Below are 16,111 nucleotides of genomic sequence, written 5' to 3'. Positions count from 1 at the left end.
TTCACGTTGTTTCCTTTACGAAATGTCATTGGCAAATTCGGTATATGGCTGATCACCGCGGTGAGAGCTGCACTATCCGGGCGTTGCCGCTGTCGGTTACGTAGACGGTTCCGGCCGTGTCGACCGCCACCGCTTGAGGACTGTTGAGGTCGGTGAACGGCAGTGCGGAAACTATGGCCGAATCCGCCGCGAGCTTCACTACCCGGTTGTTACCGCGGTCAGCGACATAGACATCGCCTGCGGCGTCGATTGCGACGCCGGTCGGGCTGTTCAGGTCGGTCAATGACAGCGCGGTGGCGGTGGTCGATCCCGCGGCCATCCGGAGCACCCGGTTGTTGCCGCTGTCGGCGACGTAGACGTTGCCTGCCGCATCGACGGCTACGCCCTGGGGGTCGCGGAGGTCGCTGAACGGCAGCATCGTCGGGCCTTCTGCACCGGCAGTCAGCTTCCACACCCGGTTGCCGGTCCAATCCGTGATGTACAGGTTGCCTGCGGTGTCGGCGGCGACAGCGGCCGGGTATTCGATACCGTTGAGCGGCAAAGGAACTGGGGCGCGCGCCCCCGATGCCAGCTTCAGCAGCTGACGGTGGTCGAAGTCTGCGACGTAAAGGTTGCCTGCCGGGTCGACTGCGGCGCCGACGGGATCGGTCTTGGCGCTGAAGGGCAGCGGGGTCGGCGTGTCCGCGCCCGCCCCGAGTTTCCAGACCGGGTTGTCGCCTCGGCCGGTGACGTAAACAGTGCCGGCGCCATCGACCGCCACGCCGTTGGGGTACACCAGGTCGGTGAACGAGACGGTCGTGGTCGTGCGCGCCCCCGGTGCCAGTCGCACCACCTTGTGCTCGCCGAAATCGGTCACGACGAGGGTGCCGTCAGTGTCCACCGCCAACCCGGCCGCCTTGCTGCCGACGTAGATCGGCAGTGGCGTGGGGATCGTCGCGCCCGCCGCGAGCTTCAGCACCGGATCGGGGTTCATCTGCAGCACGTAGACGTTGTCGCGGGCGTCCACCGCGACGGCGGTCGGGTGGTGCAGCGAGCCGAAGGGCAACACGGCCGGCTCGTTGGTACCTGCGGCGAGCTTCAGCACCCGGCCGGCCGGGTTGTCGGTGACGTAAACGTTGTTCGCGCTGTCCACCGCCACGCCCACCGGACCGCGCAGCGTGCCGAACGGCAGCACCGACGCGGAGGCTGCCCCCGCCGCGAGCTTCACCACCCGGCGGTTGCTGTAGTCGGTGACGTACACGTTGGCCTCGGCGTCGACAGCCACACCATCGGGGTCCTCGAGGCCATCGATCGGCAGCGCAGTCAGCTTGTCTGCGCCCGCTGCGAGCCTCCACACCGTGTCGTTGCCGTTGTCGGCGACATAGACGTTGCCTGCGCCGTCCACCGCCACACCAGTCGGGTCAGAAAGGCCTTCCGAAGGAAGCGGAGTCGGCGCATCGGCGCCCGCTGCGAGCTTCATCAGCTGGCGGGAGGAATGGTCGGCGATGTAAAGATTTCCCGCGGCGTCGACGGCCACCCCCCACGGCTGACCGAGGTGCGTGAACGGCAGTGCCACCTGAGAGGTGTACGACACGACCGATTCTTGCGCCGGGCGGTCGGAAACCATCGCCTTGATGCTGACGCCTGTTGCGCCAACGAGGATCACAAGTAAACCGAACAACAGCGCGGTCTTCATCCCGCGGCTTGCGCGCCCCAAGGGCGGCGAGACGATGGTCATTGCAAGGGCCTTCCATCACTGACGCTTTGTTGCGATCAGCATGCGAAAGCGACCTTGGCGATTTCTTGGTCACTCAACGCAACAGGCCCCGGGAAGAGACCGGGGCCTGTTGGGTACGAAGCGGTCAGAAGGCTTTAGAACGCCGCCTCGTCCAGTTCCATCACCTCGTTGTCGAGGTTCTCGATGATGCTGCGGGTGCTGGTCAGCAGCGGCAGGAAGTTCTTCGCGAAGAACGACGCGACCGCGATCTTGCCTTCGTAGAAGGCGCGATCGTCGCCGCTGGCCCCGGCGTCGAGTGCCTCGATGGCCACCGCCGCCTGCTGCTGCAGCAGCCAGCCGATGACCAGATCGCCGACGCTCATCAGGAAGCGCACCGAACCGAGGCCCACCTTGTACAGCTCGGCGGGATTCTCCTGCGCGGCCATCAGGTAGCCGGTCAGCGACGCGGCCATGCCCTGAACATCCTGAAGCGCGGTGGCCAGCAGCGCCCGCTCGGTCTTGAGCCTGCCGTTGCCCGCCTCGTTCTTGACGAACGACTCGACCTGGCCTGCCACATAGGCCAGCGCCTGACCCTTGTCGCGAACGATCTTGCGGAAGAAGAAGTCCTGCGCCTGGATGGCCGTGGTGCCCTCGTACAACGAGTCGATCTTGGCGTCACGGATGTACTGCTCGATCGGGTAGTCCTGCAGGAAGCCGGACCCGCCGAAGGTTTGCAGGCTCTCGGTCAACTTGGCGTAAGCCTGCTCGGAACCGACACCCTTGACGATCGGCAGCATCAGGTCGTTGACCCGCACGGCCAGTTCGGCGTCCACATCGTGCAGCGCCTTGGCGACCGCCGAATCCTGGAACGTCGCGGTGTACAGGTACAGCGCGCGCAGCCCCTCGGCGTAAGCCTTCTGCGTCATCAGCGAGCGACGCACGTCCGGGTGGTGCGTGATGGTCACGCGCGGCGCGGTCTTGTCGGTCATCTGGGTCAGGTCGGCACCCTGCACACGCTCCTTGGCGTACGCCAGCGCGTTCAGGTAGCCGGTCGACAGCGTAGCAATTGCCTTGGTGCCCACCATCATTCGGGCCTGCTCGATGACGTCGAACATCTGCGCGATGCCGTCGTGCACCTCGCCGACCAGCCAGCCGACGGCGGGAACGCCGTGCTGGCCCAGCGACAGCTCACAGGTGGCCGAAACCTTCAAGCCCATCTTGTGCTCGACGTTGGTGACGAACACGCCGTTGCGCTCACCGGGCTCACCGGTCTCGGGGTCGAAGTGGAACTTCGGCACGAAGAACAGCGACAGACCTTTGGTGCCCGGGCCCGCGCCCTCGGGGCGGGCCAGCACCAGGTGCATGATGTTCTCGCCGAGGTCATCGGCGTCACCCGAGGTGATGAAGCGCTTCACACCGTCGATGTGCCAGGTGCCGTCGGGCTGCTGGGTGGCCTTGGTGCGGCCTGCGCCGACGTCAGAACCCGCGTCGGGCTCGGTCAGCACCATGGTGGCGGTCCAGCCACGCTCGGCGGCCAGCACGGCCCACTTCTTCTGCTCCTCGGTACCGAGGTTGTAGAGGATCTGCGCCATACCGGGACCCATCGCGTACATGTATGCGGCGGGATTGGCGCCGAGCACATGCTCGATCAGGGCCCACTGCAGTGCGCGGGGCATCGGCATGCCGCCAAGCTCCTCGACGAGGCCGATCTTGTCCCAGCCGCCGTCGAACAGCGCCCGCATGGACTTCTTGAACGGCTCCGGCAGCGTCACCGAATGGGTCTTGGGGTCGAACACCGGCGGGTTGCGGTCGGAGTCGGCGAAGGATTCTGCGATCGGGCCCTCGGCCAGTCGGGCGATCTCGCCCAGCATCTCGGTCGCCGTGTCGGTGTCCAGGTCGGTGTAAGCACCCTCACCAAACGCCTTGTCCACGCCGAACACCTCGAACAGGTTGAATACCTGGTCGCGGACATTGCTCTTGTAGTGGCTCACGGTTCCTCCTCATCGAGTTAGCCACACATGTGGTTGGGTACTTTGGACTAAGTTACCCACCAGTAACTCGCCCGAACTATACCCATCGGTAACTACAACTCAAACCGCTGCGGAGACATTTCCGCTGCCTAAGTAACCGGGTGGTTGGTCGGGAGCTCAAAACCGCAGTTGACAGGCGCCTGAGCAGGCGGTTTGGCGCTTTGTGAGGTTGATCACGCGGGCCCTCGATAGGGTGTCCGGGTGCTTCGGGTGGCGGTGTGGGGAACAGGCAACATGGGCTCGACGGCAATCAGGTCGGCGGCGGCGTTTCCGGGTTTACGGCTGGCGGGCGTCATCACGTCGTCGCCGGACAAGGACGGTAAGGACGCCGCGAAGTTCGCCGGCCTCGACGCCGACACCGGCGTCACCGCCAGCACCGACGTCGATGCGGTCCTGGCCGACTGCGACGCGGTGGCCTACATGGCCTCCGGCGACATCAGGCCCGATGACGCCGTCGCCGACATCGTCTGCTGCCTGCGCGCGGGTAAGCACGTCGTCACCCCGTCGCTGTACTCGCTCTACGACCCGCGGTCGGCGCCTGAAGAATGGGTGCAACGGCTGACCGCGGCCGCCGAGGAGGGCCGAGGTTCGCTGCTCGTCAGCGGGGTGGATCCCGGCTGGGGTAACGACGCGCTGGCCGTCATCGCGGCGGGGCTGTGCACCCGGATCAAGGCCATCCGCTGCCAGGAAATCTTCGACTACTCCACCTACGACCAGCCGTACGCGGTCAAGGTGTCGTGCGGCTTCGGCGGCCCCATGGATGAGGTGCCGATGATGCTGTTGCCGTCGATCCCGACCATGGTGTGGGGCGGCAACATCCGGCTGATCGGACGCGGCCTTGGCTTGGAGATCGACGAGATCACCGAGGAGGTCGAGCGGCTGCCACTGGAGGAGTCCGTCGACACCGTCATGGGCCGATTCGAGAAGGGCACGCAGGGCGCGTTCTGGCTCAAGGTGGTCGGCAAGTCGAAGGGCCGCGAACGCGTCGTCATCGACCACATCACCCGCATCCACTCCTCGTGCGCGCCGGACTGGCCCTACCCCGACGACGCCGATCGGGGAGGCGTCGGCGACCACCGGGTGATCGTCGACGGCGATCCGCGGCTGACCATCGTCAGCCGCGCCGACGTACCCGGCGGCACCCGCGCCGACGGCGGCAACACCACCGCCGCCAACCGGCTGCTCGGCGCGCTCAACTGGCTGGCCGACCAGAAGCCGGGCATCTATGACGGCCTCGACGTGCCGATGCAGTCCGTGCTGCCGCCGGAGGTGGAAGCTAGCCGGTGGGCTGACTGACCTCCGCTGGTTGTGCTTCCTCCACAGTCTCTTCCGCGTCGGGCAGCTGATTCACCAGATATTCGGCCAGCCCACCGATGGTCGGGTAGTCGAACACCGCGGTCGCATTGATCGTGAACGCGCCGCCGAACTGACTGTGCAGCCGGTTGCGGAGTTCGATCGCCATCAGCGAGTCCGTGCCGAGGTCCAGGAACCGACTGCTCGCGGCGGGCGGCTGCGCCAGTCGCAGGAAGTTCTGCACCTCGCGCTGAAGGAACTCGGTGACGAAGGCGGCGCGCTGCGGCACCGGGATCTCCTGCAACTGCTTGAGCAACTCGCTGTCCCCGGTCACCTCGCCGACCGCACTCGGTAGCACCAGGTCGAGGATCGGCGGCCGGGAACTGCCGAGCACCTTCGCGGCGCGCTGCCAGTTGGCCTTGAGCACCGTGGCCTGTCCGGTGCCGTTGGCCACCACCTCGGCGAGTGCACTGAGTGCGGCCGACGGATCCAGCGGCACCAGGCCCTGGGCACTGATGTTGGCGGTCGCGGCGTCCGACGACGCCATGCCGCCTTGGCCCCACGGACCGAAGTTGATGCCCGTGGCGGGCAGCCCCTTCGCCCGTCGCTGCGCGACAAGGCCGTCGAGCAGTGCGTTGGCGGCTGCGTAGTTGGCCTGCCCCGGTGAACCGAACAAGCTCGACACCGACGACGACACGATGAAGAAGTCCAGCGCCTCGTCCTTGGTCAGCCGGTCCAGGTGACAGGCGCCGAATGCCTTGGGCGCCAACGTCGCCCGGAACCGCCCGACGCTCTGCGCGGACAGCAGCGCATCGTCGAGCACACCGGCCAGATGGACCACACCCGCGAGTGGCGGCAACTCCGCGCGGATCTTCTCCAACAGTGCCACCACTTCGGCCTCGTCGCCGACATCGGCTGAGTGCACGTGGATTCGGCACTTGTAGCGCTCGGTGATGTCGTCGATCGTCCGTTGTGCTCCGGCATCGGGCGCCCGCCTGCTGGTCAACACGATGTCACCGGCGCCGAGTTGGGCCAGATACGACGCCGTGTGCAGTCCGATCGCGCCGAGGCCGCCGGTGATCAGGTAGCTTCGATCCGCCCGCGGTTGAAGCGGATTGGGGATCTGCACCACGATCTTGCCGATGTGCCGCGCCTGCTGCATGCGGCGGAACGCGGTCCTGGCCTCCGTCAGCGGGTAGATCTCGGCCGGCAGCGGCGTCCACTGGCCGTTCGCCAGTCCGTCCGACACCTCGGTGAGCAGGTCGCGAATGCGGTCGGGTTCCGTGAACATCACCGTGTCCAGCGCGACGACCTCGTAGGCGATGTCGGGACGGACCGCGGCCATCTGCTCCGGCGTCCAGATATCGCGCTTGGCGATCTCGGCGAAGCGGCCGTTCTGGGCCGTGGCCTTCAGTGTCGCCTCGATGAAACCCTCGCTGGTCAGGCTGTTGAGCACCACGTCCACACCTGCGCCGTCGGTGTCCGCCAGAATCTGGTCGGCGAAATCTGTTGTGCGCGAGTCGTACACGTGCTGCACGCCGAGCTTGCGCAGGGTCGCGCGCTTGAAGGTGCTTGCCGTGGCGAACACCTCTGCCCCGCACTGCTGGGCCATCTGGACGGCAGCAAGGCCGACACCGCCGCTCGCGGCGTGAATGAGCACCTTGTCGCCCGGCTTGAGCTGCGCCCAGTCGAACGACAGCCGCACCGTGAGCGCCGCGGCGGGGATCGTCGCGGCTTCGACCGCGCTCACCCCGTCCGGGATCGGCGCCAGGAACTGGGCAGGCACGTTGAACCGGCTGGCGAACGCACCCTGCATGGAGCCGTAGACGCGCTGGCCCACCTCGAGTCCGGTCGCGCCTTCACCCAATTGCGTGACGACACCGGCGAAGTCGCCGCCGATCGGCCCCGGATCGCCCGGATACAACCCGAGGACGTTGAGCACATCCCGGAAGTTGAGGCCCGCGGCCTCGACCCGGACCTGCACGTAGCCCTCGTTGGGCGGCGCGACGTCCCGTTCGGTCAGCCGCAGATTGTCGATCGCACCGCGTTCGGTGGGCGCCAGCGCGAAATCGCCTGCGCGCGGGACGGTGAGATTGCCGCTGCGCGCCCACGGCAGCAGCCGGGACGCCAGCAACTTCCCCTGGCGCAGAGCCAGTTCCGGCTCGTCGACGGGCGTGCCCAGCAGACTGGACAGCAACTGCACGGCTTCCGGCGATCCGTCGCAGTCGACGAGCTTGGCGCGCAACGCCGGTTCCTCGTTGATCGCGGTGCGGCCGAAGCCCCACAGCGCGGCCTGCATCGGGTCGACCGGCTCGCCGGACTCGGTGGCGACCGCCCGTTCGGTGACGATCCACAGGCCGCCGGGCAGTTTCAGGCCGCCCTGTACGGTGTGCACGGCGCTGAGCAGGTTGGCGATCTCGGCTTCCAGTCGGGCGGTGGCGTCGGCGATCGACTCGTCGGCGGTGGCCGCGCCGCTGCGCCAGACCACGCCGGAGAAGCCCATGCCGCGCTCGTGCGCCTGCGCCAGCACCTGTCCCAGCGGCTCGGTGTCGATGTCGCGATCGAACGGGATGCAGCCGGGCACCTTGGCCGCCAACTCGTCGAAGCCGGCGATCAGCCACGTGCCGTTCGCCGCGGCGGGATCGTCGCCCGCCACCGGCACCTCGTGCCAGCCCAGGGTGTACAGCAGCCGGGTGGCGTCACCGCCGAGACCACGCAGCAATGCCTCGCGGGGTGCGCGTTTCACCGTGAACTCGCGAATCCCACCCAGGTGCTTGCCGTTTCGGTCGAGATAGTCGATGTCGAAGACCTGGGTTTCGTTGTCCAGCGCGCTCTCGTGCCACCGTGCCCGGCAGTAGAACCGCCTCGGCATCTTCTCGCGCAGCGTCACCTGCCCGTACCGCAACGGCAGGAACAGATCGCTCACCCCCTGCTCGGCTGCGAGCAGCGCCGGAAACGCAGGGAACGCGACGCCGGTGCACAGGTCCATCAGCACCGGGTGCATCGGTTCGGTGCCCAGTTGCTCCGCGAGTTCCTCGCCGACCAGGACGTCACCGATCGCCTCACCTTCACCGAGCCACAGCGACTTCAGCGAACCGGACCACGTCGGCCCCCACGCCAATTCCAGATCGGCGAACGTCTCGAACAGTTCCTGCGGGCGCATGCGTTCCAGCCGCTCGACGGCTTCGTCGACAGGCTCGTTCTCTGCCGCCTGCTCGTTCTCCGCGCCGGACACGACGGTGCCTTCGGCGTTCAACGACCACTCCGCGCCGCGTTCACCGTACGGACGGCTGTGCACCTGGAAGCGCGTTTCACCGTCGTGCTCCAGCGGATGCAGCGTCAGCTGCACCTCGCGAGAACTCTTCTCCGGCAGGATGATCGGCTCGTAGAAGAAGACGTCCTTGGCGTGCGCGGGCGTGCCGACCGCGGCCAGCGCCATCGCGGCATAGGTCGCGCCAGGCACCACGACGGTGCCGTAGATGACGTGGTCGGACAGCCACGGCTGCGACTTGACCGACAACCTGCTGGTGTAGACGGTGTCGCCGGAGGCCAGTTCCTTACCGGTGCCCAGGATTCCCGACGCCTCACCGAAACCGCCCGTCACGGACATGCCCGCCGACTTCGGCCAGAACCGGCGCCGCTGGAACGGATAGGTGGGCAGTTCCAGCACCCGGCGCGAACCACGATGCAGCGCAGCGAAATCCGGTCGGTGGCCGCCGACATAGGCCGCGGCCAGCGCATCGGCGATCTGACGTCGGTCGCCGACGCCCTTGCGCAGCGAGACGATCGCCCGCGGCGCGGCCAGATGTTCCGGCCACACCTGAACCGCCGCCCCGGTCAGCACCGGTTGCGGACCGATCTCCATCAACACCGTGCAGCCCAGCGCCGCCGCGGTGCGCACGCTCTCGGCGAACTGCACGGGCTGGCGGGAATGCCGCCGCCAGTACTGCGCATCCATCGGCGTCTGCGGTGTGAGCACGGCGCCGGTGCGGTTGCAGACCAACGGCAGTGCGGGGGTGGCGAACGTGAATTGGGCCGCGTACGACTCGAACTCGTCGAGCACGGGGTCCAGCAGTTCGGAGTGGAAGGCGTGGCTGGTCTGCAACCATGTGCAGCGAATCGCCTCTTCCTCGAACCGGGTGACGACCTGCTGCAGGTCCTCGCCTGGCCCGGAGAGCACGGTGTTGGGCCCGTTGTAGGCGCCCACCGAGACCCGAGGGAACTCGCTGGCCACCTCCTCGACGTGCTTGGGGTCGGCGAACACCGCCACCATGCGCCCACCCTCGGGCAGGCTGCCGAACAACCGACCACGCTCGGCGATCAGTCGGGCGCCGTCTTCGAGGCTGAACATTCCGGCCACACACGCGGCCGCGTACTGGCCGACGCTGTGTCCGAGCACCACGTCGGGCTCGATGCCCCACGACTGCCAGAGCCGGGCGAGGCCCATCTCGACGGCGAATAGCGCGGGCTGCGCAAATGATGTGTCCCGCAACGCATCTGCCGCCTTGCCTGCGGTCTCGCGATCCGTCGCGAACATCACCTCGAGCAACGGACGCGGCAGCATGTCGTCGACGGCCTCCGCGCAGCGGGTCACGGTCTCGGCGAACACCGGTTCGGCGGCGAACAACTCGCGCGCCATGCCCGGATACTGGCTGCCCTGACCGGTGAACAACCAGGCCGTCGTCGGGCGGTTGGTGTGCTCGCCGCGGACGACGCCGGGGCGCAGGCGGTTTTCGGCCAGGTCGGCCAGACCCCCGCGCGCGCTTTCGATCGAATCCACCACCAACGCGGCGCGATGTTCGAAGTGCGAACGGCCCGTGCCCGCGGTCAGGCACACGTCGGCCAGGTCGACATCCGGATGGGCGGCCAACCACGCCTCGTACCGTTGTGCCAACTCGGCCAACGCTTCCGGTGAACGGGCGGACAACGTCAGCACGTTGACGGGCGGCTGCGGTGTCTCCGGTTCCTCGTCGGCGACCGCGGGTCGCCGCGGCGCCTCCTCGATCAACACGTGCGCATTGGTGCCGGTGAACCCGAATGAACTCACACCTGCGCGGCGCGGCCTACCGTTGGTCTGCCACGGCGTCGCCTCGCTGACCACCTGCACCGGCAGCGAGTCCCATGGAATGTGCGGCGACGGGGTGTCGAAGTGCAGACTCTGCGGCAACAACTCGTGCTGCAGCGAAAGCACCACCTTGATCAGACCCGCTGCGCCGGAGGCGGATTCGGTGTGCCCGATGTTGGTCTTCACCGAACCCATCAGCAGCGGCGCCTCACGCGAGTCGCCGTAGGCGGCGGCGGCCGCCTGCACCTCGATCGGATCACCCAGCGGGGTGCCCGTGCCGTGCGCCTCCAGATAGTCGACGTCGCCGCCGGTCAGGCCCGCGCGGGCCAGCGCCGTCCCGATCAGCCGCTGCTGCGCACCGCCGTTGGGCACCGTCAAACCGCTGGACGCGCCGTCCTGGTTGACCGCGCTGCTGGAGATGACTGCGCAGATCCGATCGCCATCGCGCTGGGCGTCGCTGAGCCTCTTGAGCACCAGGATGCCGCAGCCCTCGCTGCGGACGTAGCCGTCGGCGGAGGCGTCGAAGGTCTTGCACCGCCCGACCGGTGACAGCATCCTGGCCCGCGAGGCTGCGATCACCGTCACCGGCGACAGCAGCACGTTCACACCGCCCGCCAGCGCCAGATCGCAGTCCCCTGCGTGCAGCGCCTGACACGCCTGATGCACCGCGACCAGCGCGGAACTGCACGCCGTGTCGACTGCCACCGCTGGCCCTTCGAGGCCGAGCGCGAACGCGACTCGGCCGGAGATGGCGTTGAGCGCGTTGCCGGTGATGAAGTACGGCTCGATCTTGTCGACCGACTCTGACGACAGCAGGTGGGCGTACTCGTTGGCGGCCACCCCGGCGAAGATGCCGGTCCGGCTGCCCCGCAGCTCCGCGGGCGAGTAGCCGGCCCTCTCCAGCCCCTCCCATACGGTTTCGAGCATCAACCGCTGTTGCGGTTCGATCCAGACGGCCTCACGCGGGGAGATGCCGAAGAACTCGGGATCGAAGCCGTCGACCGCATCGAGGAACCCGCCGAACCGGGTGTAGGTCTTGCCAACGCTTTCCGGGTCGGGGTCGTAGAACTCGTCGATGTCGAACCGGTCCTCGGGCACTTCGCGAATCGCGTCGACACCGGCGGCGAGCAGGTCCCAGAACGCTTCCGGATCGGGCGCGCCGGGGAATCGGCAGGACACCGCGACGATGGCGATGGGTTCGTCGGTGCGTGTGGTCACCATCGACGCGCGCGCAGGCGCGGACGCCTGCTCGCCGAGGCCGAGCACGTCGTGCAGCAGATAGTCGGCCGCGTCGGACAACCGCGGGTGATCCATCACCAGGGTGACCGGAACTTCCTTGCCGACGGCCTGTTCGATCCGGCGCCGCAGTTCGACCGCCATCAACGAATCCATGCCGAGGTCGAAGAACCCGGCGTCCTCGCGGATCTCGCTGGCGTCGACCCGCGTCACCTGTGCCACCGCATCACGCAGGTGATCGGTCACCAGCTTCTTGCGTTGCTGCACCGGCGCGTTGGTGAGCCGCTGCACGAAGTCCGTCGTCCCTGACGGCGTGACCGCAGGCACCGCGTCGAGCACTTCGTGTTCCAGCTCAGCGAGGAACGCGCGCCTGCCTGCCTGCTGGTACAGGGGCAGGAAGCGGGCCCAGTCAACCCGCGCGACCACGCCGTGCGCGGACGAACCCGCCGCAAGGATGTCGGCCAGGCCTGCCAGCGCGTCGGCAGGGGAGAGCGTGCGGATTCCGCGCTTGTCCAGTCGGGCGCGCGATTCCGCGTCGGCCATCCCCGCCGACCATGGACCGAAGTTGACGCTGATGCCGGGAATGCCTTGTTCGCGCAGTCGCCAGGCCAGCCCGTCGAGGAAGGCGTTGGCCGCACCGTAGGCGGTCTGGCCGAATCCACCCCACACCGAGGCGATCGACGACGTGCAGACGAAGAAGTCCAGACTCAGATCGTTGGCCGCCTCGGCCAGATGCCAAGCGCCCCAGACCTTTCCGGCGAACACCCGATCGAGTTCGCTGTCGTCCAGGTGGCTCAGCGGCGTGGTGCCGATCTCGCCCGCAGCGTGGACGATGCCTGCCAACGGCGCCAGTTCGGCCTGCACCGTGGTCAGCAGACGGGCCACGTCGTGCGCGTCGGCGACATCAGCGGGGACCACGCGGATTTCGCAGCCGTACTGCTGGCCCAGAGCAGCGATGCGCTGCTGCGCGGCGTCGTTGGGCGTTCTGCGGCTGGTCAGCACGAGATGCCTGGCGCCGCGGGCGGCCAGGTAACCGGCGATTTCCAATCCGACGGACCCAAGGCCGCCGGTGACCAGATAGCTTGCGTCCTGGCGCAATTCCACCGGCGCACCGCTGGGCGCCTCGTCCCGCCGGACCAGCCGGGGCACGTAGATTTCCTGACCGCGAAGCGCGACCTGGTCTTCTCTGGCCGTCGCATCACGCGGCGTGCTGATCAGGTCGACGAGCCGGGACCATTCGTCGGTGCTGCCGTCCGCCAGATCAGCCAGCCCGCCCCACACCTGCGGAAGCTCCAGCGACGCGGCGCGACCAAAGCCCCACAGGCAACTTTGATCCGGCGCGACGGCGTCGGCGTCAGTGACTTTCTGCGCACCGCGCGTCACCACCCAGACGGGTCCGCCCGCTTCCGCGGCGCTCGCGGCCCGAAGCAGCCGTCGGGTGCCGCCCAGGACGCGGTGCTGCATGCGCAGCAGGGACCGCATCGACGGTGCCGCGCCGACGTCAAGCGCACCGACATGCACGATGCGAAGAGTCGAATCGTCCACCGCCGCAGCGCGCAACGCGTCGGCAAGCTTTTCCTCATCCGGGTCCGACATCGGCAATCCGAGGATCCGGTGCTTGTGACCACGCGCCGTCAGTACATCGACAAGGGCACGTATCGCTTCGGTGTCCTCGCCGATCAGGATCCAGGTGGATTCCAAGCCGTCCGCGCCGATCGGCGCGCCCGAGGGCTCCCATCGGAATTCGTATCGGTCGTCCGCGATCGACTGAGTCGTTCGTTGCTGATTGTGTTGCGCGGCAAGCCTGGTCAGCACATCGATGGTCTGGCGGTCACCGTCACCGAGCAGGGTGGCGAGTTCGTCGATGCGGCCGTCTTCGAGCAAGCGCACGGCCTGGGTGCGCGTGGCATCGGGCCGGGTTCGGCCGGGCCGGTCGGCGGCCAGGTTGTCACGGAACCAGTACTGACGCCGCTCGAATGGATAGGTGGGCAGGTCCACCTTGCGGGCGTGCGTATGTCCCAGGGCAGCGAAGTCAGGCCGGTGTCCCATGACATATGCGTCGGCGACGGCTTCGGTGATCTGCCGTTGGTCGGCAATGTTCGGTCGCAGCGATGCGATCACCCGCGGTGCGGTCACCTGGTCCGGCCATGCGCCGAGGGCCGCCGCGGTCAGCACCGGCCTGGGGCCGATCTCCAGCAGCACCTTGCAGTTCAGATCGGCAAGGGTGCGCACACTCTTGGCGAACTGGACGGGTTGGCGCGCGTGGCGTCGCCAATAGGCACCATCGAGTTTGACGCTCCTACCCAGTGCGGCACCCGTGCGATTGTCGATCAACAGTCGTTGCGGCGCACGGTAAGAGAACCGGTCCGCATACGACTCGAACTCGTCGAGGATCGGATCGAGCAGCGCCGAATGGAACGCGTGACTGGTTTCCAGCCAGTCGCAGCGGACACCGTCGGCGGCCAGCGACGCCGCCGCCTTCTCCAGATCCGTTGCGGGACCGGACAATACGGTGTTGGCACCGTTGTAGGCGGCCACCGAGAGACTCGGGAACTCGTCGGTTATCGCCTCGACGCGCTCAGCGGCGGCGAACACCGCGACCATCCGGCCGCCCGCGGGCAAGCTGCCGAACAGGCGACCGCGTTCGGCCATCAGCAGCGCGCCGTCTTCGAGACTGAACACGCCTGCCACGCAGGCCGCCGCATACTGGCCGACACTGTGGCCGAGCACCACGTCGGGATCGAGGCCCCATGACTGCCAGAGCCGGGCCAAACCCATCTCGACGGCGAACAGCGCGGGCTGCGCATGAGCGGTCTGCCGCAGCGTGGCGTCGCTGTCCAGGCCGTCCACCTCGAAAATCAAGTCCAGCAGCGGCTTTTCGAGAACATCCGCGATCGCCGCCGCGCACCTGTCCACCGTCTCGGCGAACACCGGCTCGCCGCCGTACAACTCCTTGGCCATCCCGGGGTATTGGCTGCCCTGGCCGGTGAACAGCCACGCCGTCTTGGGCGTGTCGTGGGTTTCGCCCCGCACCAGACCCGGTGCGGGCCGATCGTCGGCGAGCGCACCCAGTAGCTCGATGGCTGATTCCCTCGAGTTGACCACCAGCGCGGCCCGGTGCTCCAGATGCGCGCGCGCTGCGCCCGCCGTGAAGCAGACGTCCGCCAGCGTGGCCTCCGGGTGTGCGGCCAGCCAGCCGCGGTAGTCGCCTGCGAGTTGCGCCAGCGCGGCAGGCGTGCGAGCCGAGACGGGAAGCACGTTGAACCGGCGGTCCTCCGACGCCGTGGTGTCCGGCGCGCTCTGCTCGGGTGCCTCTTCGAGGATCACGTGGGCGTTCGTGCCCGCGAATCCGAAGGAACTGATCCCGGCGATGCGGGGCCTGCAGTTGCGTTCCCACGGTGTGGGTTCCTTGACGACCTCCACCGCCAGCCGGTCCCACGGAATGTGCGGCGACGGGTTCTCGAAATGCAGGTGCCGCGGCAACAGCTCGTGTTCCAGCGACAGGACGACCTTGATGACACCCGCGATACCGGCGGCGGCCTCCAGGTGCCCGATGTTGGTCTTGACCGAGCCCATCAACAGCGGCTGGCTGGGTTCGCGCCCCGCACCGAGCACCTCGCCGGCGGCCTGAGCCTCGATCGGGTCGCCCAGCGATGTTCCGGTGCCGTGTGCCTCCAGGTATCCGACATCGCTGGGCCGCAGCCCGGCACGCTTCAGCGCGTCGGCGATAACCCGTTGCTGCGCAACGCCATTCGGCACCGTCAGGCCGCCAGAGGCGCCGTCCTGGTTGATCGCGCTGCCGCGGATCACGGCGCGGATCCGGTCGCCGTCGCGGAGCGCGTCCTCGAGGCGCTTGACGACGATGACGCCGCAACCCTCGCCGCGCACATAGCCGTCGGCGGCCGCGTCGAACGTCTTGCACCGGCCGTCGGGCGAGAGCATCTGCGCGCTGGAGAACGTGATCATGGTCGCCGGAGTCAGCAGCACGTTCGCCCCGCCCGCCAGCGCGAGGTCACATTCGCCGAGGCGCAGCGCTTGGCACGCCTGATGGATCGCCACCAGCGACGAACTGCACGCCGTGTCCACGGCGACTGAGGGCCCCTGCAGGCCCAACCGGTAGCTGATCCGACCTGCGGCCGCGGCATTCGACGTCCCGATGGCCATGTAGGCCTCGATCTCGGGATAGGTCAGCTCGTCGGATGCCATCCCCAGGTAGTCGTGGGTGGCCAGGCCGACGAACACCCCGGTGTTGGTGTCGGCCAGCGAGGTCGGCGCGATACCCGCATGCTCCACTGCGCGCCATGCGGTCTCCAGCAAAATCCGGTGCTGCGGGTCCATCAACCTGACCTCGCGCGTCGACATACCGAAGAACGGTGCGTCGAAACCGGTCACGTCGTCGACGAACCCGGCCCGGCGGGTCACCACCTTGCCGGGGGCACCGGGTTCCGGATCGAAGAATTCGTCGACGTCCCAACGGTCCTTCGGGACCTCCGATATCGCGTCGCGGCCCTCGCGCAACACGTCCCAGAACTCATCGGCGTCGCGAGCGCCCGGCAAACGAGCCGCGTAGCCAATAATCGCGAAACGTGTGGCCGGCTCGAACGGATGCCCGGCAGATCCCATGCCGTTGTCCTCCTTGCATCGGCGGTTGGAAGTGCCTCCTGTGGGACATGTGTCCCGCAGGAAAATGGCCTATCCCCGACAAAACTGTCGTCTCCCGACCGACCACTATTGCATGCGCCACTGTCGCGTGCGCGTCGTCGTCGCCCCGCGGGCAACCGGTGCGGGGCG

The 16,111-nt window shown here is 67.8% G+C and carries 4 protein-coding genes; 1 reads left to right on the top strand and 3 read right to left on the bottom strand.

Annotated features, from left to right (window positions below; all coding sequences use genetic code 11):
- Positions 1-52 precede the first annotated feature (52 nt).
- On the bottom strand, positions 53-1,717 hold the full coding sequence (locus A5724_RS26355) for an NHL repeat-containing protein (RefSeq protein ID WP_082965285.1): 1,665 nt from the start codon (positions 1,715-1,717) through the stop codon (positions 53-55).
- A 134-nt stretch (positions 1,718-1,851) separates the two neighbouring features.
- On the bottom strand, positions 1,852-3,687 hold the full coding sequence (locus A5724_RS26350) for an acyl-CoA dehydrogenase (protein WP_067809212.1): 1,836 nt from the start codon (positions 3,685-3,687) through the stop codon (positions 1,852-1,854).
- A gap of 240 nt (positions 3,688-3,927) precedes the next feature.
- Here A5724_RS26350 and A5724_RS26345 point away from each other — a divergent pair, with 240 nt between their 5' ends.
- On the top strand, positions 3,928-5,022 hold the full coding sequence (locus tag A5724_RS26345; RefSeq protein ID WP_067809210.1) for a dihydrodipicolinate reductase: 1,095 nt from the start codon (positions 3,928-3,930) through the stop codon (positions 5,020-5,022).
- On the opposite strand, the gene A5724_RS26340 is transcribed toward A5724_RS26345, so the two are convergent.
- A complete protein-coding gene (locus A5724_RS26340; RefSeq protein ID WP_067809208.1) occupies positions 5,003-15,943 on the bottom strand; it encodes a type I polyketide synthase in 10,941 nt (3,646 codons plus the stop codon). The genes A5724_RS26345 and A5724_RS26340 overlap by 20 nt on opposite strands.
- Positions 15,944-16,111: the final 168 nt, after the last annotated feature.

The organism is Mycobacterium sp. ACS1612 (assembly GCF_001667505.1).
In the GTDB taxonomy this organism is placed as follows: Bacteria; Actinomycetota; Actinomycetes; order Mycobacteriales; family Mycobacteriaceae; genus Mycobacterium.
The sequence above is the reverse complement of the archived record's forward strand: the minus strand, read 5'-3'. Positions and strand labels throughout refer to the sequence as shown.